Origin of the sequence: Deinococcus aetherius (genome assembly GCF_025997855.1) — a bacterium.
Classification (GTDB): domain Bacteria; phylum Deinococcota; class Deinococci; order Deinococcales; family Deinococcaceae; genus Deinococcus; species Deinococcus aetherius.
On record NZ_AP026560.1, the window covers coordinates 644,247 to 665,935 of the forward strand.

20 protein-coding genes and 1 pseudogene are annotated in these 21,689 nt (G+C 70.5%); 7 read left to right on the plus strand and 14 right to left on the minus strand.

What is annotated here, in order from left to right; all coding sequences use genetic code 11:
• Positions 1-95: 95 nt before the first annotated feature.
• Positions 96-1,340, minus strand: a complete 1,245-nt coding sequence (locus tag DAETH_RS03400) for a DUF790 family protein (protein WP_264776522.1) — start codon at positions 1,338-1,340, stop codon at positions 96-98.
• On the minus strand, positions 1,327-2,730 hold the full coding sequence (locus DAETH_RS03405; protein WP_264776523.1) for a DEAD/DEAH box helicase family protein: 1,404 nt from the start codon (positions 2,728-2,730) through the stop codon (positions 1,327-1,329). The genes DAETH_RS03400 and DAETH_RS03405 overlap by 14 nt, the downstream gene beginning before the upstream one ends.
• Before the next feature lie 211 nt (positions 2,731-2,941).
• Here DAETH_RS03405 and DAETH_RS03410 point away from each other — a divergent pair, with 211 nt between their 5' ends.
• Complete coding sequence (locus tag DAETH_RS03410; RefSeq protein WP_264776524.1) at positions 2,942-3,418, plus strand: GreA/GreB family elongation factor; 477 nt, start codon at positions 2,942-2,944, stop codon at positions 3,416-3,418.
• A gap of 64 nt (positions 3,419-3,482) precedes the next feature.
• Here the strand turns inward: DAETH_RS03410 and hpt are convergent, their stop codons facing one another.
• Positions 3,483-4,010: a hypoxanthine phosphoribosyltransferase gene (gene hpt / locus DAETH_RS03415; protein ID WP_264776525.1), complete on the minus strand. Its 528-nt coding sequence runs from the start codon at positions 4,008-4,010 to the stop codon at positions 3,483-3,485.
• Positions 4,011-4,086: 76 nt separating this feature from the next.
• Between hpt and trpC the strand changes: the two genes are divergently transcribed.
• From trpC to DAETH_RS03430, 3 genes are read left to right on the plus strand one after another with little or no spacing between them, the layout of a single operon-like run.
• On the plus strand, positions 4,087-4,875 hold the full coding sequence (gene trpC, locus DAETH_RS03420; protein WP_264776526.1) for an indole-3-glycerol phosphate synthase TrpC: 789 nt from the start codon (positions 4,087-4,089) through the stop codon (positions 4,873-4,875).
• Between the two features lie 5 nt (positions 4,876-4,880).
• Positions 4,881-5,702 (plus strand): MBL fold metallo-hydrolase, encoded by an 822-nt coding sequence (locus DAETH_RS03425; protein WP_264776527.1) that lies wholly within the window; start codon positions 4,881-4,883, stop codon positions 5,700-5,702.
• A gap of 43 nt (positions 5,703-5,745) precedes the next feature.
• Positions 5,746-6,201 (plus strand): hypothetical protein, encoded by a 456-nt coding sequence (locus DAETH_RS03430; RefSeq protein WP_264776528.1) that lies wholly within the window; start codon positions 5,746-5,748, stop codon positions 6,199-6,201.
• A gap of 357 nt (positions 6,202-6,558) precedes the next feature.
• Here DAETH_RS03430 and DAETH_RS03435 read toward each other — a convergent pair whose 3' ends face one another.
• The 3 genes and pseudogenes from DAETH_RS03435 to DAETH_RS03445 form a co-directional block, all read right to left on the minus strand.
• Positions 6,559-7,218 carry a potassium channel family protein gene (locus DAETH_RS03435; protein WP_264776529.1) on the minus strand — a complete coding sequence of 220 codons (660 nt, stop codon included), beginning with the start codon at positions 7,216-7,218 and terminating at the stop codon, positions 6,559-6,561.
• Positions 7,219-7,326: 108 nt separating this feature from the next.
• A pseudogene (locus DAETH_RS03440) lies at positions 7,327-8,660 on the minus strand (TrkH family potassium uptake protein).
• Positions 8,661-8,720: 60 nt separating this feature from the next.
• On the minus strand, positions 8,721-10,121 hold the full coding sequence (locus tag DAETH_RS03445) for a TrkH family potassium uptake protein (protein WP_264776530.1): 1,401 nt from the start codon (positions 10,119-10,121) through the stop codon (positions 8,721-8,723).
• A gap of 52 nt (positions 10,122-10,173) precedes the next feature.
• On the opposite strand from DAETH_RS03445, the gene DAETH_RS03450 reads away from it, so the two are divergent.
• On the plus strand, positions 10,174-11,244 hold the full coding sequence (locus DAETH_RS03450; protein ID WP_264776531.1) for a methyltransferase domain-containing protein: 1,071 nt from the start codon (positions 10,174-10,176) through the stop codon (positions 11,242-11,244).
• 10 nt (positions 11,245-11,254) lie between these two features.
• On the opposite strand, the gene DAETH_RS03455 is transcribed toward DAETH_RS03450, so the two are convergent.
• The 5 genes from DAETH_RS03455 to DAETH_RS03475 all read right to left on the minus strand — a co-directional run bounded on the left by DAETH_RS03455 (position 11,255) and on the right by DAETH_RS03475 (position 15,103).
• Positions 11,255-11,884, minus strand: a complete 630-nt coding sequence (locus tag DAETH_RS03455) for a DNA-3-methyladenine glycosylase (RefSeq protein ID WP_264776532.1) — start codon at positions 11,882-11,884, stop codon at positions 11,255-11,257.
• A gap of 9 nt (positions 11,885-11,893) precedes the next feature.
• Complete coding sequence (locus DAETH_RS03460; protein ID WP_264776533.1) at positions 11,894-12,340, minus strand: hypothetical protein; 447 nt, start codon at positions 12,338-12,340, stop codon at positions 11,894-11,896.
• On the minus strand, positions 12,337-13,299 hold the full coding sequence (locus tag DAETH_RS03465) for an ABC transporter ATP-binding protein (protein WP_264776534.1): 963 nt from the start codon (positions 13,297-13,299) through the stop codon (positions 12,337-12,339). The genes DAETH_RS03460 and DAETH_RS03465 overlap by 4 nt, the downstream gene beginning before the upstream one ends.
• A 138-nt stretch (positions 13,300-13,437) precedes the next feature.
• Positions 13,438-14,304 (minus strand): ABC transporter permease, encoded by an 867-nt coding sequence (locus tag DAETH_RS03470; RefSeq protein ID WP_264776535.1) that lies wholly within the window; start codon positions 14,302-14,304, stop codon positions 13,438-13,440.
• Positions 14,297-15,103 (minus strand): ABC transporter permease, encoded by an 807-nt coding sequence (locus DAETH_RS03475; RefSeq protein ID WP_264776536.1) that lies wholly within the window; start codon positions 15,101-15,103, stop codon positions 14,297-14,299. The genes DAETH_RS03470 and DAETH_RS03475 overlap by 8 nt, the downstream gene beginning before the upstream one ends.
• Positions 15,104-15,297: 194 nt before the next feature.
• Between DAETH_RS03475 and DAETH_RS03480 the strand changes: the two genes are divergently transcribed.
• Positions 15,298-16,098, plus strand: a complete 801-nt coding sequence (locus DAETH_RS03480) for a DUF937 domain-containing protein (RefSeq protein WP_264776537.1) — start codon at positions 15,298-15,300, stop codon at positions 16,096-16,098.
• A 299-nt stretch (positions 16,099-16,397) separates the two neighbouring features.
• Here the strand turns inward: DAETH_RS03480 and cysK are convergent, their stop codons facing one another.
• Positions 16,398-17,372, minus strand: a complete 975-nt coding sequence (gene cysK / locus DAETH_RS03485) for a cysteine synthase A (protein ID WP_264776538.1) — start codon at positions 17,370-17,372, stop codon at positions 16,398-16,400.
• A gap of 105 nt (positions 17,373-17,477) precedes the next feature.
• Between cysK and DAETH_RS03490 the strand changes: the two genes are divergently transcribed.
• A complete protein-coding gene (locus DAETH_RS03490) occupies positions 17,478-18,320 on the plus strand; it encodes a metallophosphoesterase family protein (protein ID WP_264776539.1) in 843 nt (280 codons plus the stop codon).
• A 60-nt stretch (positions 18,321-18,380) separates the two neighbouring features.
• Here DAETH_RS03490 and DAETH_RS03495 read toward each other — a convergent pair whose 3' ends face one another.
• Positions 18,381-19,106, minus strand: coding sequence for a fasciclin domain-containing protein (locus tag DAETH_RS03495; protein ID WP_264776540.1), 726 nt, complete (start codon positions 19,104-19,106; stop codon positions 18,381-18,383).
• A 130-nt stretch (positions 19,107-19,236) separates the two neighbouring features.
• Positions 19,237-21,462 (minus strand): fasciclin domain-containing protein, encoded by a 2,226-nt coding sequence (locus tag DAETH_RS03500; RefSeq protein ID WP_264776541.1) that lies wholly within the window; start codon positions 21,460-21,462, stop codon positions 19,237-19,239.
• Positions 21,463-21,689 lie beyond the last annotated feature (227 nt).

Below are 21,689 nucleotides of genomic sequence, written 5' to 3' on the forward strand. Positions count from 1 at the left end.
GTTGACGCATGAGTACGCCCGGCTGGACGCGGCCCGGCGCGTGGTGCAGGATCAGATGGAGGCGGGCAGGCAGGAGAACCGGGGCTCAAGACCTCTCACGCCGACGCCGAGTCCCCCACCATCCGCTCGGCCACCGCCAGCACGTCCTTCGGTGGCAGCACGCCCTTGAACCACACCAATCTCTCGTCGAAGTCGCTGGGGTCCACGCCCGCGCGTTCCAAGTTCAGCCGCTCGGACACGCAGACGATCACGTCACCTCGCCCCGACTTCCGCAGCAGCTCGAACTTCTTGCGCAGGTACTCGGGGCGCCAGTAGCCCACGATCTCCACGAGGACGCTGCGGCCCGACGGGTGGACGAGGCGGAAGTCCGGCACGATCACGCCCCCGGGCACCGGCACGAGGTCCACCTCCCGCTCCAGGGTCCAGGCCGCACCCAGCTTGCCGAAGCGGTCGCTGAAGCCCGACTCTAGGGCGCTGTCGTGCTCCTCGGGCGGCTTGTAGTGGCTCACGTAGCCGTCCTCGCTCGTCAGCTCGAACAGCCACTCGTCATCCCCGGGGTCCACCCAGGCGAGGTCCTTGCGGGGCTTGAGGGTGGCGGTCAGGTCCCACTTGGTCACGTGCAGCAGGGCGGGGAGGAACTTCGCCATCGCCAGGCCGTAGCGGGTCGTGCCCCCGAAGAGGGACGTGGGCCCGTCCATCGTCAGGGTGAAGCCGTAGTCCGCGTCCCCCTCGACCGTGACCATCAGGCCGAAGAGTTTCGTGTACTTCAGCAGTTGCTTGTACCGGGCGGGCTCGTTGCGCCGGGCGGTGATGACGAGGCTGTAGGCGCGGTAGAGCATCCCCTGGGCCTGGGCGAGGTTGAAGCGCTCCAGCAATTCCTTGGGCTCCGGCGGGTCGAAGGCCACCAGCCGCTGCTGGTCCGGCAGGTCCGCGTACAGGAGGTCGGCCAGATCCTCCGGGGTCAGACTCCGCTCCCCCGACAGAGCGGCGGCGGCCTGCTCCAGCACGTCGGCCCGGCGGTGGCGGCTCGGCGGGTGGGCCTGGGCGAGTTCGAAGACCTTCGCCCGCACCGTCCCTGGCTCCACGTCGCCCCCGGCCTCGAAGGTGGCCGCCCCGTTCGCCAGCAGGTGCTCCATCCCGCGAATGACCTTGAAGTCCGCCCGGCCCGCCTCCAGGGTTTTCAAATCCTCCTCCACGTCCGCCCGGCGCTTCCCGAGGTTCGTCTCGAAGAGGTGGATGACCGACTCGGCCAGCCCCAGGTTGTTCGTGTGGGGCTTCAGGCGCTTGGGTTCGACCAGCCCCGCCTTGACCCGGAACATCAGGAGTTCAGTCGGAAGCATTCAGGTCCTCCCACACGGGTGTGACGCTTGCGGCGCCGGGCGTCCACTGCCCGCGCCGTTGCTGGCTCACCCGCTCCTCGCTCGTGCCCTCGGTGATGACCTCGTACAGCACGGCCTGCTTGCCCTCGGCGCGGCGCAGGATGCGGCCCAGGCGCTGGATGTGCTCGCGCTCGGTCGCCGTGCCCGAGAGGACGACCGCCACCGAGGCCTCCGGCACGTCCACCCCCTCGTTCAGCACCCGGCTGGTGACGATGACCCGGTAGCGCCCGTCCCGGAAGCGTTCGAGCAGGGCGTGGCGCTCCTTGACCGGCGTCTGGTGAGTGATGGCGGGGATCAGGAAGTCGCGGCTGATGCGGTACACGGTCGCGTTGTCATCGGTGAAGATGAGCGTGCGGTCGTGGGGATGGTTCGCCAGCAGTTCCTCCAGCACGCGGAGTTTGCCCTCGGTCCCGTAGGCCATGCCCCGCGCCTCCCGGTGGGAGAGCATGGCGGCCCGGCCCTGGGGAGACCCGCTCTGCATCACGAACTGCTTCCAGCCGTCGAGGCTGCCCAGCCGGATGTTGTTCCGCCGCAGGAAGTTGTTCCTGGCCCGGATCAGGTCGTCGTAGTGCCGCTGCTCGGCAGGGCTCAGCCGCACGCGGATGACGACCTCGCGGTAGTCGGAGAGGGTGTCGCCTGCCAGTTCCTCCGGGCTGCGGTGGTAGATCACGGGGCCGATCAGTTCGTCCAGATGCAGCTCCCGCCCGTCGCCCCGTTTCGGCGTGGCGGTCAGGCCCAGGCGGTAGGGGGCCAGCCCGAGTTCGGCCACCGCCCGGTGAAAGTCGGACGGAAGGTGGTGTGCCTCGTCATAGACGTGCAGGGCGTACTTCCCCGCCAGCAGTTCGGCATGGATGGCCGCCGAGTCGTAGGTGCTGATGAGGATGGAGGTCTCGTCCCGGCTGCCCCCACCCAGGAGTCCGATCTCGGCGTCGGGGAAGGCGGCGAGGAGGCCCGAGTACCACTGGTGCATCAGGTCCAGGGTGGGGACGCAGACCAGGGTGCTGCGGGGCGTGTCGCGCAGGGCGAGCTGGGCGACGAGCGTTTTTCCTGCTCCGGTGGGCAGAACGACCACACCCCGGCGTCCCGCCGCCTTCCAGGCCTGCAATGCTTCGCGCTGGTGGGGGTAGGGCCGCACCTCACGCGCGTACCCCAGGTCGAGCTTTTGAAAAGCTGCCGCTTCGTCGCGCACCGGGACGCCTGCCCTCATCAGCGTTTCCATCACGTCGCGGTAGGCCCGGCCCGGCGCCCGCCAGGACTGGCTGCGGGCGTCCCAGGTGAACAGGGACGCGGCGCAGGGCGGCACCTCACGCATCACGAGGGTGCCCCGGTCCAGCCGCAGGGCGGGGGTCATGGGCCTTCATGGTACGGGGGGGGTGCTTCCCCCATCCCGCCCGAGGTGACGTTTGCGTGTGGGGCCGCTCAACGAAAACGCGGCGCGGTGGCCCCAGGCGGCAAACAGGGTCCGGGGCAGGCGGGGTGGGAGGTGCGCTAAAGGGTCCTCCGAAGGTCATCCGCCTTGACGGCAACTGTCCTGGGCCCCACGCTCCCTAAACTAAGCCCCTATGCCCACCCCCCTCCACCTCACCCCCGAAGGCTTTCAACGCCTCCAGCGCACGTTGGCGCATGAGTACGCCCGGTTGGAGGAGGCCCGGCGTGTGGTACAGGAGCAGATGGAGGCGAACGAGCAGGAGAATCAGGGGCTGGAGGCCGCCCAGCGCGAGGTGATGGCGACCCTGGCGCGGATTGCCGAGATCGAGGACAGCCTCTCGCGGGCGGTGATGATCGAGCGGGCCGAGGTTCAGGACGACCGGGCCACCCTGGGCGCGGTGGTGACGCTGCTCGACATGGACACGGGGCGCGAACTGCGGCTGCAACTCGTGAGCCCGCCCGAGGCGTCGGCCATTGCCGGGGAGCTGCCGCGCATCAGCACCGAGAGCCCGGTGGGGCGGGAACTGCTCGGGCGCCGGGTGGGGGAGACGTTCGCGGTGAATCTGGGACGGCGAGAGGTGACGTACCGAGTGGTAAGCGTCACCTCCTGAGCTTCAACGCCTGTTTTGTCTCCAGCGCGAGCCTTCACCTCCGAAAGCCCCCTTCCTATCCCCCTCAATCCTGGCTGGTGATGAACGGCAGGTTGCGGTCGAACTGGGAGCGGTCGAGGCCGTAGCCGTAGACGAAGGCGTCGGGGATGGTGAAGCCCAGGTACTCGACGGGCACCTCGACCTTGCGGCGGCTGGGCTTGCTCAGCAGCGCGGCGACCTTGAGGCTGGCGGGGCCGCGCCCCTGGAGGTAGTGCAGGAGGTAGTTCATCGTGATGCCGGTGTCCACGATGTCCTCGACGAGGAGGACGTGCCGGTTGCTGATCGGGAATTGCAGGTCCTTGACGAGCTTGACCTCGCCGCTCGACTGCTTGGCGTCGCCGTACGAACTCGCCTGGAGGAAGTCGATGGTGCACGGTATCCCCAGTGCTCGCACGAGGTCGGCGTGGAAGAGGAAGGCGCCGTTGAGGACGCAGATCAGGTGGGGGTCCTTGCCCTGGTAGTCGGCGCGAATCTTCCGCCCGAGTTCCTGGATGCGGGCCTGAAGCTGCTCCTGCGTGATCTGCACGGGGCCGTTGCCGGGGGCGAGGCTCATATCGCGCCCAGGCTAACACGCGCCCCCCCCGTTCCCCACATGCCCGGCCTCCCTGCCCGCCCGTATACTCCGCCCCATGACGGGCGGGTTTGCGGTGAGTTTCGAGCGGGTGCCGGGTGTCCTGGGCCGCATCGTGCGCGAGCGGGCGCGGGACTATGAGGGGGCAGAGGAGACGCTGGGCCCTCCCCGTCCCCGACACAGCCGGTTCCACGCCGCCCTCTCGGGCCCGGACCTCGCCCTGATCGCCGAGGTCAAGCGGGCCAGCCCCAGTGAGGGCGCCATCGCCCCCCTCGACCCGGCGCAGGCCGCCCGCGCGTACCAGGCGGGGGGTGCCTCTGCCATCAGCGTCCTCACCGAGCCCCGCCACTTCGACGGGAGCCCCGAGGCGCTGCACGCGGTCGTGGCCGGGGTGGACATTCCGGTCCTCCGTAAGGACTTCGTCGTCCACCCCGCCATGCTGCGCGAGGCCGCCGACTGGGGAGCCTCCGCCGCCCTGCTGATGGTCAGCGTGCTCGGGGAGGCAGTGGGCGACTCCCTGCGGACGGCCCACCACCTCGGCCTCGACGCCCTCGTGGAGGTCCACGACGAGGCGGAGCTGGAGGTGGCGTTGGCAGCGGGGCCGGAGATCATCGGGGTGAACAACCGGGACCTGACCACCCTGCACATCGACCTCGGGGTGAGTCCGCGCCTGATTCGCCGCGCGCGGGAGGCGGGCTTCACGGGCCTCCTCGTCGCGGAGAGCGGCTACCGCACTCCGGGGGACCTGGAGGGAGTGCGTGACCTCGCCGACGCGGTGCTCGTGGGGAGCAGCCTCGCGGGCAGCGGCGACCTGGAGGGGGCGGCGCGGCGCCTGCTGGGACGTTGAGTCGGGTGACCCTGCGCTTTCTGGGCACGGCGGACAGCAAGGGCGTCCCGCGCTTCTGGTGTGGCTGCCCCGTCTGTCAGGAGGCCCGGGCGGGAGGCGTGAACCGCCGCACCCGCAGCGCCGCCCTCGTCCGGGGGGAAGGTCAGACGCTCCTGCTCGACTGCGGCCCGGACCTCCACGGTCAACTCGCCCGGCTGCCGGGGCCGCTCGTGCCGAATGCGGTGCTGATCTCACACGCGCACAACGATCACCTGCTGGGGCTCGGGGACCTGCTCGACTATGCCGTCTATGCGGGGGGGGACCTACCCATGAACGGCGCCCCAGCAGGGCAGACGGCGCTGGCTCCCCTCCCGGTCTACGCGCCCGCCGAGGTTCTCCCCCGGATCGAGGACCGCTTCCGGTACGCCTTCCGCGAAGGTCCCCCGGTGCAGCCCTTCCCCGAAGAGGGCCTGAGCATGGCTGGGGTCCACGTCCGCGCCTTCCGCGTCCCCCACGGGGCGAACGGGCACAGCCACGCCTTCCGGTTGGACGGCCCGGGTTGGCGCGCCGCCTACGTGACCGACGCCATCGACATCCCGGAGGAGACGGTGCGGACGTGGCTCACGGGCCTCGACCTCCTGATCCTCGGCACGTCCTTCGCGGACGAGTCCGGGGCCGTCCACGCCACCCGCAGCGTGTACGACGTGCGCGAGGCGGTGGCGCTGCCGTGGGCGAGGGCCGCCCGCCGGGTCTTCCTGACCCACCTGTCTCATGACGTAGATGTGCGGGCCGTGGGGCTGCCCGAGGGGTGGGCCTTCGCGCGAGACGGGCTGGAAGTCGATCTTTGAGGCCGGGCCTTGCTCTCCCGCGCCCCCGCTCTACACTGCCCCCATGCTCGCGGCCCTATACCTGCTCCTCACGCTCGCCTTCGCCGGGGTGCTGCTCGCGCTCCTCCTGCGGCCCGGCGTGGCGCGGGCCGGTGCGGTGTGGGGACTGGCGGCCCTGCTCCCCCTCCTCGTGGCCTGCGTGGGGGCCCTCGTGGGGCAGGCCCGCGCCGCCCGGGTCCTTGCCGGGTTCGACCCCCGGCCCGTGACGGTCACGGTCACGAACGGCGGCACCTCCCGCACCCTCACCCTGAGTGCCGGGGAGGCCGCCTGCGTCGAGCGTGCCGTGCGGCTCCATACCCGGAGCGAACTCCTCACCGCCGGGGACCCGGTGCCTCTCCTCCCGGACACGCGCGTGACCGGACCCCTCCCGCCCCAGGCCGTCGTGGAGGCGCTGGGCGTGCGCGGAGGGCTGAGCTGCCCGGGGTTGCGTGCGTTGCCGGGGGAGAATGCCGATACGTGAGGGTTGGGCGTGGGGGGCGCTGGGGGACGCTTCGGTCACCCCCCTCCCAACCTCCCCCACAAGGGGGGAGGAGCAAAAAGAGGCTGGAGCCCTCGCGCTTTTCAAAACGCCAATCCAGACGCCGAACAGGCACACGTCCCATCAACGCCCCAGGCCCACGACCCCGCCTTGCTCGCGCAGCGAGACGGTGGGCTCGCAGACGGGATGCGACAAGATCAAACATTGCGTTCAGAGGAACACGTCCACCCACGCCGCCCGTGTGTCCTTGCCCAGCGCCGCGCCGCGCCCCCTGCCCCCTCTGGGGGTAGGGGGCTGGGGGGTGGGGATAAACCGTGGCAAGTTGTCCGGCCCCCACCCTCACTCCCCCAGATATCGCCGCAACTCGTCCAGACTGTGCCCCGTCCCGATCACCACCAGCTTGTCGTGCGGCCGAAGCGCATCCTCCGCCCGGGGAGTCACCTCCACCTTCCCCGCCCGGCTGACGGCGATGACCTGCACCCCGAACCGCCCCGTGAGGTTGAGGTCCCGCAGCGTCCCCCGCAACCGCTCGTTCGCCTCAATCTCCACGATGGCGTAGTCGCCGCCCAGGTCGAGCGTGTCCACGATGTTCGGCGTGGCGATCTGCCGCGCGAGCCTCACCCCCATGTCGTGTTCGGGCCGGATCACGAGGTCGGCGCCGATGCGCTCCAGCACCCGCCGCGCCATCTCGTCGATGGCCTTGGTGACGACGTACGTCGCCCCCAGGCTCTTGGCGTTCATGGTGGCGAGGATGTTTGCCTGAACGTCGGTGCCGATGGCGACCACGACCACGTCGAAGTCGGCGGCACCGATGCTCCGCAGCGCCCGCTCGTCGGTCGCGTCCACGATGGCGGCGTGGGTGACGCGGTTCATCACGCGCTCGACGTTGTCCTCGCTGTGGTCAATGGCGACGACCTCGTGGCCCATCTCGTAGAGGGTGGTGGCGACGGCGGTGCCGAAGCGGCCCAGGCCGATCACCAGGCATTGTTTGGTCTTCATGCGGGCGTCATCCCTCCGGGAGACAGGTTAACAGCCTCCGGCGCTCAACGGTCAGCCGTCGGCTCCTTTTGCCGCTTGCTGACGGCGGGCCGCTGAGCGCACCTCCACTCACCCCACCAAGATGTCCCGTTCCGGCGGATACTGGACGCCCCGACCCTGCCCGCCGCGCAGGCTGAAGGAGGTGGCGAAGGTGAGGGGGCCGATGCGCCCCAGGTACATCAGCACGCTGAGGATGACCAGGCCGGGGTCGTTGATGAGGTGCGTGGTGTTCATGCTCAGGCCCACGGTGGCGGCGGCACTCACCGTCTCGAACAGCAGGTGGGTGAAGCCGAGATTCGGGTTGGTGGCGAGCAGCGCGAAACAGGCGGCGGCCACCAGCAGCGTGTAGAGGGTGGTGACGGTTCCCGCCCGCACGAGGTTTTCCGGCTCCACCCGCCGCCCGAAGACGATCAGGTCGCCGCGCCCGCGCACCATGTTCCACGCGCTGCCGACCAGGATGGCGAGGGTGCTCGTCTTGATGCCGCCCCCCGTCGAGCCGCTGTTCGCCCCCACGAACATCAGGGCGATCAGGAGAAAGAGACTCGCGCTCGTCATCGCCTCGATGTCCACCGTGGCGAAGCCCCCCGAGCGCGGCGTCACGCTCTGGAAGAAGGCAGCGAGGAACCTGGCCGGGGTCTCCAGCGGCCCGAACGTGCGCGCGTTCGCCCACTCCAGCACCAGGAGGAGCACGGCTCCCGCCCCAGCAGCACCCCGGTCGTCAGCAGGGTGAGTTTGGAGTACACGAGGAGCCGGTTGCGCCGGGGCCGCAGCAGGTGGGTCACCACGTTGAGCTGCACCAGAAAGCCCAGGCCACCCAGGATGATCAGCCCGCTGACCGTGAGGCTGACCAGGGGATCGGCGGCGTACTGCCCCATCCCCCCCGGCACGACCACGAAGCCCGCGTTGTTGTAGGCGCTGACCGAGTGGAAGACCGCGTGGTACAGGCCCTCGCCCCACCCGAACCGCGGCACGAAGCGCAGGGCGAGGAGCGCCGTCCCGAGAAGCTCCGCCACGACCGTGTACAGGAAGATGATGCGGATGAGGGGCACCACCCCGCCCACGTCGAGCGCGTTGATCTGCTGCACGAGGTGCTGGCGCTCGGTGAAGTTCACCCGCCGCCCGGTCAGGAACGCGAACAGCGTCCCGAAGGTCAGGATGCCCAGCCCGCCGACCTGCGCGAGCACGAGGATGATGACCTGCCCGGCCCGCGTGAAGGCCTCCCCGGTGTCCGCCACCACGAGCCCGGTGATGCAGATGGCACTCGTGGCGGTGAAGAGCCGGTCGATGCTCCCCAGCCCCGCGCCGGGAGCTGTCACGCCGGGGAGGTGGAGCAGCCCGGTTCCCAGGGCGATCCCCACGAGGTACACCACGGCGATGAGCTGCGGCGGCGTGAAGCGCGACATCAGCGGACGCCGGGGCGAACCGGGGGGGCGCGGGGCGTGCGGCAGGGGGATCAGCATGGGCTACCCGATCAGGATGTCCTTTTCCGCCGGGTACTTCACGAGGTCGGCCTCCTCGCGGCTGTTGAAGGCCACCGCGAAGGTCAGCGGCCCGATGCGCCCGAGGTACATCAGCAAGATCACCACGATCTCCTGCGCCGGATTCAGGAGCGGCGTGGCGTTCATGCTCAGGCCCACGGTGGCGAACGCACTCACCGACTCGAAAAAAAGGTGCAGGAAGGGCAGATTCGGGTTGGTGTTGAAGATCAGGAGCAGGACGAACATCAGGTTCACGAGGCCGATGCTCAGCAGCCCCACCGTCATCGCGCGGATCACCGTCTCGCGGTCGATGCGACGGCTGAACAGCACGACCTCGCCGCGCCCGCGCACCATGCTCCACGCGGAGGCCATCATCACGTAGAAGGTGCTCGTCTTGATGCCGCCGCCCGTGGAGCCGGGGTTTGCCCCGATGAACATCAGGATGATGGAGAGAAAGAGGGTGGCGGGCCCCATCACCCCGTAGTCGAGCGTGTTGAAGCCCGCCGTGCGCGTCACGACGCTCTGGAAGAAGGAGGCGAGCAGCTTGTCCTCCAGATTCAGGGGGGCGAGCGTCCTCGGGTTGTTCCACTCCAGCCCCAGGTAGATCAGCGTGCCGAACAGGAGCAGCGCCGCCGTCATCGTCAGGGCGAGCTTGCTGTGGACGAGCAGGCGGTTGCGCCGGGGCCTCAGGAGGTGCGCGACCACGTTGAGCTGCACGAGGAAGCCCAGCCCCCCCAGGATGATCAGAAAGGCGGTTACCAGGCTCACGAGGTCGTCTCCCACGAAGCGCAGGTAGTTGTCGCTGTACAGCGCGAAGCCCGCGTTGTTGAAGGCACTCACCGAGTGGAACACGGCGTAGAAGAGCCCCCGCCCCCACCCCTCCAGCGGCACGAAGCGCAGGGCGAGGAGCAGCGCCCCCACGCCCTCGATCACGAAGGTGTAGAGAAAGATGTTGCGGATAAGGGGCACCACGTCGCCCGCGCTGAAGGCGCTGACCTGCTGGGCGAGGCGGATGCGCTCGGAGTAGTTCACCCGCCGCCGGGTGACGAGCGCGAACACGGTCCCAAAGGTGATGATCCCCAGCCCGCCGACCTGAATCAGGATCAGGATGATGACCTGCCCCAGCCGATTGAAGTCCCGTCCCGGGTCGATGACGTTGAGCCCCGTCACGCACAGGGCGCTCGTGGCCGTGAAGAGGGCCTGCAAGAAGGTGACGCTGCGCCCGGCCCCGTGCGTGACGGGCAGGGCGAGCAGCGCCGCCCCCACCAGGATGCCCGCCGCGAACGAGAGCGCGATCAGTTGCGGTGGGCTGATCCGTGAGAAGAGCGCCCGGCGGACGCGCGCCGCCGGGGCACCGGACGTTCGGGGAGGAGGGGAGAGCGCCATAGGGAAACGGGGAATTCTATCACCGGCCCCCCGCCCTCTATACTGCCCTGCTATGCCGCGCTCCCCCCACCCGAGAAGTTCGCAGCCCCAGCGCCCCAGACGCCAGGGTGACCACCGCGCCCGCCAGCCCGCCCACGAGTACGTTCTGGAAGCCCTGCCCGGCCTGGAGGAGGTCGCGGCGGCGGAACTGGCGACCGTGCCCCTGGCCCGCGACATCCGGGGCCTGCGCTTCTGGTATCCCGGCGAGCCAGAACGCCTCACCCGGCTGCGCGGGGCGGTCGCCGTCTACCGGGTGCGGGCCTGGGACGTGCCCCGCCCACGCGGCCTGCTGGGGCACCAGCAACTCGGGGAACTCGCGGCCTTTCTGGAGGAGGCGGTGCGGCTCGGCGGGCACCGCTCCTTCCGGCTGGCGGCGGCGGGGCGCGAGTCGAGCGTCATGGCACGCCTTGCGGACGAACTCCAGACGGCCCTGAACCTCCCCTTCGACCCCGAGGAGGGCGAACTCCTGATCCGGCTGCGCCCCCAGGAGGACGGTCCCGGCTGGGAGGTGCTGGCACGGATCACGCCCCGGCCCCTCTCCGCCCGCGCGTGGCGGGTGTGCAACCTGGGGGGCGGCCTGAACGCGACAGTCGCCTTCGCCCTGCACAGGCTCGCCGGGCAGCGCGACGAGGACCGCATCTTCAACCCCATGAGCGGCAGTGGCACCCTGCTCGTCGAGCGGACCCTGATGGGTCCCTCCGCCGCGATGGTGGGGGTGGACCTGGACCCCCGCGCCGTCGAGTGCGCCCGCGCCAACCTTCAGGCCGCCGGGCGTGACGTGGAGGTCGCCCAGGTGGACGCCCTGCACACCGGTCTCCCGGCGCGCTCCTTCGACCTGATCGTCTCGGACCTCCCCTGGGGCGACGCCATCGGCGACCACCGCGCCAACGCGGCCCTGTATCCCGCCTTCCTGACCGAGATGCACCGCCTGTGCAGCCGCCAGGGCCGTCTGGTGGTCCTCACCCACGAGATTCGTCTTTTCGAGCGGCTGCTGCACGAGCAGACGGGGTGGCACGCACGCGAGCTATTTCAGGTCTACAGCGGCGGGCACCACCCCAAGGCGTACCTGCTGGGCAAGACCTGAAGGCGCCGTCTCAGCCCTCCGCCCCCGTCACCCCCGCGCTCAACTCCATGCTGGGCACGGCGGGCGAGACCCACGGGTTGCCTCGGATCAGAAATCGCCACGGCAGGTTCTTCCCCGCGAGGATGCCCACCCGCGCCGTGACCTCCACCCGTTCGTCGGGCAGGGGCTCGCCGGGCAGGAGGTGCAGGGTGGGACCATTCACCGGCAGGCCTGCCACCACCGCCGGATCGAGGCCCAGGGCGTAGACGAGCTTAGCGGGGCCGTTCGTCAGGTCGCGCTCACGGGTGACGGGACGGTGGGTGAGCATGGTGCCCAGGCCCTCCAGCGGTTCGAGGGCGCGGATCAGGACGCTGGCCGAGACGCCCTCCTCGCGGCAGGCGACTTGCAGCAGCGGGTGGCCGTGCGCCGACCAGAAGAGCCAGTGGCCGGGCGGGATCGCCATCGCCACGGTGCGGACGAGGTGGAAGCGCCCGGCAGAGCAGGCGGGATCGCGCGGGCAGTCGTACGCCTCCGCCTCCACCACCCGGCCCGCGAGCCGCTCGCCGCCGGGCAGGACGCGGACGAGGGTTGAGCCGAGCAGTTCGCGGGCGACGCGCGTGGGGTCGCGGTCGAAGAAGGCGGGGGAGAGGGGGAGGGGCACAGGGCGAGGTTAGCGCCGGCTCCGGTGACGGGAGGAAGGCCGCGTGCGGACCCGGAGAAGGAAGAGCAGCAGGGCAACGCCGAAGAAGGCCAGAGCCACCATATCGAACGTCAGCACCGGGCGCCCCTCGGCGAGGCTGAGCAGGAGGTGGGAGAGAACCGGCAGCGCCGCAATAGCGAACACGACGGGGAAGAGGGCGGTGACTGGCACCGGCCCCCGACGGCGGGAGCGCACCAGCAGCCACCAGCCGTACACCGGGGGCGCCAATGTCAGGGCGACCAGGACGACTTTCAGGGCCTGAGGGCCGGACGGGAGCACCAGCGCCGGGAGGTTGAACAGCGTCGCCGCCGTCATGAAGACCATCAGCAGGACGGGTGTGCCGATGCTGGGTGGCGGCGGTCTCCAGTCGTCCGCCCGTCGAGGTTCGTCTCGCCTGGGGTTGCCCTCTTCCGTCATGTTCTCACGATGCCGGCCCGCAACAGCCCTCCCTCGTAAATCCGCCGCACCGTCGCCTCGATCTCCGGCTCGCGCACCGTTACGTCCCGCACGGGCGCGTGGGCGGTCACGAGCGCGATGGGCCGGGCCGCCGCCCCCGTGAAGGCGTAGGTGACGCGCGGGCCCTCGGCGCTCACCAGACGCAGGCCGGGCACCGCCGGGTCCGTGGGCGGCGTCTCGTACTCCACCACGAGTTCCCGCGCGCCCCCGAATCGGGCCTGGAGATCGGCGAGCCCCCCGTCGTACAGCAGCGAGCCGTGGTCGATGATCATGATCCGCCGTGCCAGCCGCTCCACGTCCGTCAGGTCGTGCGTGGTGAGCAGGACCGTGACGCCCCGCTCGCGGTTGACGTGCCGCACGAACTCCCGGATGCGTTCCTTGGCGACCACATCCAGCCCCACCGTCGGCTCGTCGAGGAAGAGGAGGCTGGGATCGTGCAGCAGCGCCGCCGCGAGGTCCGCCCGCATCCGCTGCCCGAGGGAAAGCGACCGGGCGGGCGTGCCCAGGAAGGGGCCCAGGTCGAGCAGTTCCGTGAAGGCCGCCAGGTTCTCCCGGAAGCGCGCGGGAGGCACCCGGTACACGTCGCGCAGCAGGTCCAGCGAGTCGCGCACCGGGAGGTCCCACCACAGGGTCGTCCGCTGCCCGAACACCGCCCCCAGCCGCGCGACATGCCGACGCCGCTCCCGCCACGGCACCAGCCCGCCCACCTCCACCCTTCCCGAGGTGGGCACGAGCAGCCCGGTCAGCACCTTGATCGTCGTGCTCTTGCCCGCCCCGTTCGGCCCCAGGTAGCCGACCACCTCCCCCGCACCGACCGTGAAACTCACGTCCCGCACGGCCTCCACCGTGCGCCGCGTGGGACGCAGCAGGCCACCCGAGCGAGTCTGGAAGGCTTTGTGGAGGTGTTCGACGTGGATCATGGGGAGGCTCCTTCGGACTCGTAGAGCTGCTTGCGGCGGGGGAGGCGGTACGCGGTACGACGTGCGCGGGAAAAGAGGGCCTGGGTGGGAGGAAAGCGGGTTGTGGTCTGCGTACCGCTTCCCGCGTACCACACCCCCTCAGTTTCCCGCCCCGTGATACCGCCGCACCCCCACCCGCCAGAACGCGAAGGCGGCGCTGAGCATCAGTGGACCGACGAGGGGTGAGAGGGACGCAGCCCAGCCCGGCAGCCCGTCGGGGAGGGGGCGGCCGAGAACGTGCAGGACGGGGAAGTAGCTAAGGAAGGCGGCGGGAATCAGGTAGGTAAAGGTCTTGCGGAGGGCGGCGGGGTAGATGCCCAGCGGGTAGGAGATCAGGGTGCGGCCCCCGTAGGTGAGGACGTTCATCGCCTCCACGCTCTCCACGGTCCAGAAGGTGAGGGTCCCGCCCACCACGAAGAGGCCGCCGAAAAAAGCAATCGTCCCCAGGACGCTGCCCGCGAGCAGGGCGACCTTCCCCACGTCCCAGGGCACGTCCACCTGGCCCACCCCGTAGGCGACGATGGCGGCCCCCAGACCTACCCGCGTCAGGCGCCGCAGGGCGAAGTCCGAGCCGAAGACCTGCACGGGCAGGGGCACGGGGCGCAGCAGGAAGGTGTCGAAGGTGCCCGCCCGGACGTGGGCGCTCAGGTTGGGCGCGTCGAACCCCCCGAAGGCGAGGTCCATCAGCACGAAGGCGAGTTCGGCGAGGCCGTACAGCAGGGCGACCTCCCCCAACGTCCACCCACCCAGCCCCCCGAAACGCGGCAGCACGAGCGCGAAGGCCGCGAACTCCGCCCCGGTGATCAGCGCCGCCGCGAGGGCGTCGAGCGCGAACGCCGTCCGGTACACGAGCTGCGACCGCACCTGCGCGCCGAGCAGGCGGAAGTACAGGCGCAGGAGGTGGCGGGCCGAGAGCAGAGGGTCGTCTGCTGACTGCTGACGGCTGAGGGCTGACCGCTCACCCACCCGCCACCTCCAGCCGCCGCAGTCCCCGCCCCAGCACGAAGCGGGCCAGTCCCAGCAGCGCCACGGTCCACGCCGCCTGCACGCCGAGAACACCCAGAGCCTCCGCCCCCGCCTTGACCCCCAGCCAGACCTCGACGGTGCTGTTCATCATGCTGGGGAAGGGGGTCCAGGCGAGCACGTTCTGAAACCACGCCGAGAAGAAGGCGAGCGGCATCAGAAAGCCGCAGCACAGCCCCAGCAGCGCCCACGCGAAGCGCCCGATGCCCACGGCGTCCGGCGACCAGAAGGCCGCGCAGTTCACCAGGAACCGGAACGCGAAGCCGCAGGCCCAGGCGAGGACGGCGCTCAGCAGGGTGAGGACCCAGCCGAGGGGACCCTCGGGAAGCTTGAGGTCCCAGAGGAGCGCGTACAGCGCCAGGATGGTCACGCCCCGCAGCATGAACTGCGCCGCCGCCCGCCCCGCGTCCTGCGCGAACCAGAAGCCCAGGAAGGAGTGCGGGCGCAGGAGTTCGGTCGCCACCTCGCCCCGGTGCACCGTCCGCATCAGGTCGTACCAGCCGAAGAGGCTCAGGGCGCCGATGAACGCCTGGGTCAGCCCCGTGTACGTGATCGCGTCCTGCGGCGTGAAGCCCGCCACCTGGGGCCGCGCGCCGAAGAGGGCGAGCAGGACCGCGATCCGCAGCGCCCCGAAAAACAGGTTGGTGGTCAGCCCCCAGAAGGTCGCCGCCGGGTAGGCGAACTGCCGCCGGAAGCTCAGCCGTGCCGCCGACAGGTAGGGGCGCAGATGAGGCCCGCCCACGGTGGCCACTTTCAGGACATCCCTCGCCGTCTCCATCGGAAGTTCCCAGGCTAAGGGCTGGCGACGGACAGGACATGCGCCACATGGCGGAGGTCAGGAAACCCTCAACCCTCCCTGGCCCTGCGGAGGCGGGCCTGGGGCTAGGCTGTCTGACGGCTCCCACGTCCCATTCCCACCTCAAGGAGGAACGCACCATGATGGACATCTTCAACATGCTCGGCGGCATGGGCCAGGCGCAGCAGACGCTCGGCAACCACCTGGGCACCAGCCCCAACCAGACGCACGCCGCGCTGGAGGCCGCCGTGCCCCTGCTTCTGGGCGCGATGACCCGCAACGCCCAACAGCCGGGCGGGGCGCAGGCCCTGGAGAGTGCGCTCGACAGGCACGACGGCAGCGCCCTGGACATGTTCGGCCAGGGGCAGGCGCCCGATCCATACCAGGGCCAGAAGATTCTCGGGCACGTCTTCGGTAACCAGCAGCAGGCCGCCGCGAACGCCGTGAGCCGCCGCGCCGGGATTGACCCCCAACTCGCCATGCAGGTCCTCTCGATGGCCGCGCCCCTGGTGCTCGGCTACCTCAGCCGCCAGCGACAGGGCCAGGGCGGCGGCTTCGGCCAGATGGGCGGGGGGCAGATGGGGGGCGGCATGGGCGGCTTCGACATCGGCGGCATCCTCGGCGGAATGCTGGGGGGCGGCATGGGCGGCGGCCTCGGTGGAATGCTCGGCGGCGGTCAGGGACAAATGCCGTCCCAGCCGCAGGGCGGAGTTCTTGGCGGCGGCCCTGTGATTCCGGGCTACTCCCAGGACCCGTACGACCGCTCCGGGTACGCGCAGAATCCGATGGGCCAGCCCGGTCACGTCGGCACCGGCCAGATGGGCGGCGGCCTGGGCAACATGGGCGGCATGATCGGCACCCTCAACAACGTCCTCGACCGCGACGGTGACGGCAACGCGCTCGACGACCTGATCGGGATGTTCGGGGGCGGGCGGAGGTAGGGAGGAGCCGTCAGCCGTCAGCGATCAGCCAGAAAGACGAAGGAAGGGCTGTCCAGGGGTCGCGGGCGGCCCTCCGTGTTGGGTAACACAGGCGATGACTTGTTTTCGCCCCTCCCCCTTTATGGGGGAGGTCGGGTGGGGGTGACCGCAATCGCCCCTTCAACGTGGCGGGAAGAAGACTGCCCGAACGTTCCCACTGGCCTCAAGACACCGCGCCCGCTCATCCCCTCTGCTCCGCATCTCTTAGAGTTCCCCTCAAGGGGGAGGGACTTTCCCCACCTCCTCCTCCACATCCCGCCTCAAACCCCGACCCTCTCCCCCTCCTCCACCCGCTCGCGGGAGTAGGGTTTGTACCCCTTGGGCGTGCCGGGGCGGTCGCTGAAGAGGCTGGTCGTCAGGTAACGCGCGCCCGTGTCGCAGGCGATGGTGGCGACCCGTTTGCCCGGACCCAGTCGCCGGGCGACCTCCAGCGCGGCCCAGGCCATCGCGCCGCTGCTCATGCCCACGAAGATGCCCTCCTCGCGGGCGAGGCGCCGGGCGAGGGGGTAGGCGTCCTCCTCCCAGACGGGGACGATCTCGTCGATCACCGAGCGGTCGAGGTTCTCCGGGATGAAGCCCGGCCCCATGCCCTGAAAGCCGTGCTCGCCGCGCTCGCCGCCGCTCAGGACGTTGGAGCGGGCGGGCTCGACGGCGAAGACCCGGACCTCCGGATTCTGGCGCCTCAGGAAGCGGCCCACCCCGCTGATCGTGCCGCCCGTGCCCGAGCCGAAGACAAAGGCGTCGATGCGGCCCTCCATCTGTTCCCACAGTTCGGGGCCGGTGGTGCGCTCGTGGGCGGCGGGGTTGGCGGGGTTGGTGAACTGGCCCATCATGACCGCACCCGTCTCACGCGAGATGCGCTCCGCCTCCTCGATGGCGGCGATCATGCGGCGCTCGGGGTCGGTCAGGACGAGTTCGGCGCCGTAGGCCGTCAGGGTCCGCTTGCGCTCCTCGCTCATCTGGGCGGGCATGCAGAGGATGAGCCTGTACCCCCGCGCCGCCGCCACCTGCGCGAGGCCTATGCCCGTATTCCCGCTCGTCGGCTCGACGATGGTGCCGCCCGGTTTCAAGACGCCCCGCCGCTCGGCGTCCTCAATCAGCCCCAGCGCCGTGCGGTCCTTGATGCTGCCGCCCGGGTTCAGGCCTTCGAGCTTCACGAACACGTCGGCCATGCCGGGCTCGACCACCCGCCGAAGCTGCACCAGGGGCGTGTTTCCCACGAGGGCGTCAATCATGGGAGAAAGGATAGAGCGGTCGGCCGTCAGCGGTCAGCCGTCAGCTTACCCTGTGAGGCTTTTCTGGCTGAAAGCTGACCGCTGATCCCTGAAGGCTCCCCTACAATGCCCCCCGTGCGCGTCGCCCTGATCGCCGACATCCACGGAAACGCGGACGCCCTGCGCGCCGTCCTCGCCGACATCGGGCGTCAGGGGGTGGACCGGATCGTCGTGAACGGCGACGTGGTGAACCGGGGGCCGGACTCGGCCGAGGCGCTGGGGCTCCTGCTCGACCGGGACGACGTGGCCTTTACCCTCGGCAACCACGACGACCTGCTGCGGCTGTGGCACGCCCGCTCGGAGACGTTGCCGCCCGAGTGGTTCGCCGATCCCTTCTGGGGGGCGACCGCCTGGAGCGCCGAGCAGCTCGACCGGGTGGGGCTGCTGGACGTTCCGGGAGGGTGGCCGATGACCGTCACGCTGCACGGGCCCGGCCTGCCCGAGGTGCTAGTCGCCCACGGCACCCCCGCCCACTACCGCGAGAGCCTGAGCGAGCGCACCGACCCCGAGCGGGTGCGGGAGTTGGCGGGCGGGGCGGGGGTCCTCGTCGGCTCGCACATCCACCGCCCCGCGCGGGCCGAGCGGGGCGGCGTGCTCGTGCTGAACACGGGCGCGGTGGGCGCCCCTGCCAACGGCGACCGCCGCGCCCAGTACCTCCTGCTGACGGCCACGCCGCAGGGTTGGCGGCCCGAGTTCCGCGCCGTCTCCTACGATATAGAGCCTGTGCTGCGCCGCTTCGAGACGAGCGGCCTGCTCGCGGCGGGGGGGCTGAGCGCCGAGATCTTTCGGGACGAGCTGCGCACCGCCCGCAGCCTCTACACCCCCTACTGGCTCTGGACGGAGGCGCACGAACAGCCCCGCGACGAGCGGACCTGGGCGGCCTTCCTGCGGCAACATCCCCTGGACTGACCCGGGCCCACAACAAAACCGCCCGCGCGAGGCGGACGGTCTTGGAAAGAAGGCGGGGGCTCAGCGGGCGGGGGGCATCAACACGGCGTCGATGGCATACAGGACGCCGTTGCTGGTATCGATGCTGCTCGGCTCGATGTTCGCCCCGTTGACCAGGGTACGGGTGCCCGCCTCGTTGGTGCCGCTCGGCCGCGAGATCGTGAGCAGGCCCGACTGGGCGGTCGCGAGCCGCGAGACGCTCGCCAGGACCGAGCCCGTCACGCGGGTCGGCACCACGTGGTAGAGCAGCACCTGACGCAGGCGAACCGGATCAGCGCTCAGGGCGCTGAGGTCGCTGGGCGAGAGCCGGAGGAAGGCGTCGTTGGTCGGCGCGAAGATGGTGTACTGGCCGCTGGCGAGGGTATCGGTCAGCCCGGCCGTCTGGACCAGGCGGGCGAGGGTGGTGAAGCGGTCGTCGCTGGTGATCAGGGTGGCGAGGTTGGTGTTGTCACGCGCGCTGGTGGCCGTGTTCGAGTCCGGCCCCGTGCCGGGCGCGTCCGACGTCGCGGCGGCCGTGCCTCCCGCCGGGGTCCCGGTCGCCGTTCCCGTCGTGCTGGCTCCCGCCGAGCTGATGGTTCCCCCCGATGTCCCGGTCGCCCCGGTGCCCATCGCCGCAGCTCCGGTCGTGCCGGTCGAGGTCGCGGGGGCGCAGGCCGAGAGGCTGAGGGCCGCGAGCAGCCCCGTCAGCGCGAGAAGAACCGGGCGACGGTCGGCGCCTTTGGGTGCGGATGTGTCGTGTGCCTGCATGTGCTTCCTCCAGAAGTTTCGTCTTGGGCGGAGAGCCGATCTGCCAGGGGCGCGGGGCGGGGGATCGTCGTGTTCAACCGACCTCCTTGGAACCCTCACACGAGACGATTGCGGGGGAGCAGGCGGGGGCTCAGCGGGTGGTGGGGGGCAGCAGCACGTTGTCGATGGCGTAGAGGATACCGTTGCCCGCGTCGATGCTGCTCGGCTGCAGGTTCGCCCCGTTGATCAGGGTGCGCGTGCCCGCCGCGTTGCTGCCGCTGGGCCGCGTGATCGTCAACACGCCCGACTGGGCCGTCGTGAGCTGCGAGGCCGTCGCCAGCGCGGTGCCGGTCACGCGGGTGGGAACCACGTGGTAGAGCAGCACCTGACGCAACCGGGCTGGATCGGCGGTCAATGCGTTGAGGTCACTGGGCGAGAGTTTGAGAAAGGCGTCGTTGGTCGGCGCGAAGATGGTGTAGGTGCCGCTGGCGAGGGTCTCGGTCAGCCCCGCGACCTGCACGAGGCGGGCGAGGGTGGTGAAGCGGTTGTCGCTGGCGATCAGGGTGGCGAGGGTGGTGTTGTCGCGCGTGGTCGTGGCCGTGTTCGCGCTCGTCCCGCTGCCGGGCGCGGTCGAGGGCGCGGCAATCGTGCTGCCCGCCGGAGCCCCGGTCGTCCCGGTCGTGCTGGCCCCGGCCGTTCCGATGGTGCCCGCCGACGTTCCGGTGACCCCGGTCCCCGTCGCCGTGGCCCCGGTCGTCGTGCCCGTCGAGGTCGTGCCGGTCGCCGTTCCGGTGGTTCCCGTCGCGGCAGTCCCGGTGGACGTGCCCGTCGCGCCCGTGGTCGTCGTTCCAGTGGTCCCCGTCGTCCCCGTGGTTGTGCTGGTCGTGCCGCTCCCGGTGGTCGAGGTGTCCGTCGTGGAGGTGCCCGTGGTTCCCGTCGTCGAGGTGCCGCTGGCCGTGCCGGTCCCGGTGGTCGCCGTGCCCGTCGTAGCCGTCCCCGCCGCCGTGTCGGTGGAGGTGGAGGACGTGTCGGAGGCGGGGGCGGGCAGCGTCAGGTTGGGGGGCAGCAGCACCTGATTGATCACGAAGATCGTGCCGTTGCTGGCGGTGGTGATCGTCTCGGTGACGGTGGCGCTGCCGACCTGCTGGGTGGTGCCGCTCAGGCTCAGGGGCAGGGCGCTGCCCTCGGCGGAGGTGAGCTGGGTCGCGCCCGCGAGCCCCTGGGCGGTCTGGCGCCCCGCGACGACGTGGTAGGACAGCACCTGGCGCAGCGCCTCGGGGTTGCTGGCAAGCACGGCGAGTGTGTCGGCGGGCACGGCGGCGAAGGCCTCGTTCGTCGGGGCGAACACGGTGTACTCGCCCGTCGTGAGCATCTCCGTCAGCCCGGCGTCGCTGAGCAGATCCCGCAGCGTGCTGAAGCGGTCGTCAGCCACGATCACGTCGTACAGCGTGTTCGCCTGCACCGTCGCCGAGGTGTCAGCGCTCGCCGTCGTATCCGTGGTCGCGGTGGCCGTATCCGTGGTCGCGGTCGTCGCCGTATCCGTCGTGGCCGTGGCGGTGTCCGTCGTCGTGGTGTCCGTCGCGGTGGTCGCCGTGTCCGTGGTCGTCGTGGCGGCGGTGTCCGTGGTGGTCGTGGTCGCCGCCGAGTCCGTCGTCGTGGACGTGGCCGTGCCGGTCGAGCTGACGGTCGCGCCGGTCAGGGGCAGCGAGGGGATACTCCTCACGTCGAACGAGGTGACGGCCACCGGGGCGGCAGGAGTCGTGGCGGCAGGCGCGGGCGCGGCCGGAGTGGTGGCGGCCGGGGCGGGCGCCTCGGCTGCGGGAGCCGGGGCCGGGGCCGGAGCGGGGGTGGCGGCGGCGGGAGCGGCGGCCGCCGGGGGCACCAGCACCGCGTCGATCACGTGGACGACGCCGTTACAGGCGCTCAAGTCCGCGCGGATCACGTTCGCGTTGTTGATGCGGACAGTGTTGCCCGACACGCTCACGGTGAGGTTGCCGCCCTGCGCGGTCTTGACGCTGCGCAAGCTCCGCACCTGCTGGGAGGTGACCTTGCCAGGAACCACGTGGTAGAGCAGCACGGCGCGAAGCTGCTCGGGGTCGTTGAGCACCGCCGCGAGCGTGTCGCTGGGGAGCTTGGCGAAGGCCGCGTTCGTCGGCGCGAACACCGTGTACTGGCCGCTCGACAGCGTCTCGGCGAGGCCCGCCGCCTGCACCGCCGTCAGCAGCGTGCTGAACTGGGGGTCGTTCGTGATGAGCTGCGCGATGGGCTGGCAGGCCGTCGCCGTCGCGGGCCGCGTCGCGGGTGCACCGCCACCCCCGGCGAGCGCGGGCGTCGCGAGCAGCAGGCTGAGCGTGATCAGGCTGGTTTGCTTCTTCATGAACTCACCTCTGGGCTGAAATGTCCGCTTCCCAATCTTCACCACGTTGCCGTGAAAAGCAACTTCGGTAGCGGTTGAGACAGAAGCTATAAACAAATGCCCCGCGTCATTTGACGCTGTCCTCATTCAGGTTTCATTCTTATGCACGACCAGTTTTTCTTTTGCTCCACGGGGGAAATCAAGCTCGGCGAGACGTGCAGGTGAGCGGTTGGAGGCGTCGTCTCGTC

Excerpts from the sequence above, each read along its gene's own strand:
- DAETH_RS03435 (WP_264776529.1), bottom strand. The coding sequence starts at position 7,218 with ATGAAGACCAAACAATGCCTGGTGATCGGCCTGGGCCGCTTCGGCACC.
- trpC (WP_264776526.1), top strand. The coding sequence starts at position 4,087 with ATGACGGGCGGGTTTGCGGTGAGTTTCGAGCGGGTGCCGGGTGTCCTG.
- DAETH_RS03450 (WP_264776531.1), top strand. The coding sequence starts at position 10,174 with ATGCCGCGCTCCCCCCACCCGAGAAGTTCGCAGCCCCAGCGCCCCAGA.
- hpt (WP_264776525.1), bottom strand. The coding sequence starts at position 4,010 with ATGAGCCTCGCCCCCGGCAACGGCCCCGTGCAGATCACGCAGGAGCAG.
- cysK (WP_264776538.1), bottom strand. The coding sequence starts at position 17,372 with ATGATTGACGCCCTCGTGGGAAACACGCCCCTGGTGCAGCTTCGGCGG.
- DAETH_RS03490 (WP_264776539.1), top strand. The coding sequence starts at position 17,478 with ATGCCCCCCGTGCGCGTCGCCCTGATCGCCGACATCCACGGAAACGCG.
- DAETH_RS03480 (WP_264776537.1), top strand. The coding sequence starts at position 15,298 with ATGATGGACATCTTCAACATGCTCGGCGGCATGGGCCAGGCGCAGCAG.
- DAETH_RS03445 (WP_264776530.1), bottom strand. The coding sequence starts at position 10,121 with ATGGCGCTCTCCCCTCCTCCCCGAACGTCCGGTGCCCCGGCGGCGCGC.
- DAETH_RS03400 (WP_264776522.1), bottom strand. The coding sequence starts at position 1,340 with ATGCTTCCGACTGAACTCCTGATGTTCCGGGTCAAGGCGGGGCTGGTC.
- DAETH_RS03465 (WP_264776534.1), bottom strand. The coding sequence starts at position 13,299 with ATGATCCACGTCGAACACCTCCACAAAGCCTTCCAGACTCGCTCGGGT.
- DAETH_RS03500 (WP_264776541.1), bottom strand. The coding sequence starts at position 21,462 with ATGAAGAAGCAAACCAGCCTGATCACGCTCAGCCTGCTGCTCGCGACG.
- DAETH_RS03405 (WP_264776523.1), bottom strand. The coding sequence starts at position 2,730 with ATGACCCCCGCCCTGCGGCTGGACCGGGGCACCCTCGTGATGCGTGAG.
- DAETH_RS03495 (WP_264776540.1), bottom strand. The coding sequence starts at position 19,106 with ATGCAGGCACACGACACATCCGCACCCAAAGGCGCCGACCGTCGCCCG.
- DAETH_RS03460 (WP_264776533.1), bottom strand. The coding sequence starts at position 12,340 with ATGACGGAAGAGGGCAACCCCAGGCGAGACGAACCTCGACGGGCGGAC.
- DAETH_RS03410 (WP_264776524.1), top strand. The coding sequence starts at position 2,942 with ATGCCCACCCCCCTCCACCTCACCCCCGAAGGCTTTCAACGCCTCCAG.
- DAETH_RS03430 (WP_264776528.1), top strand. The coding sequence starts at position 5,746 with ATGCTCGCGGCCCTATACCTGCTCCTCACGCTCGCCTTCGCCGGGGTG.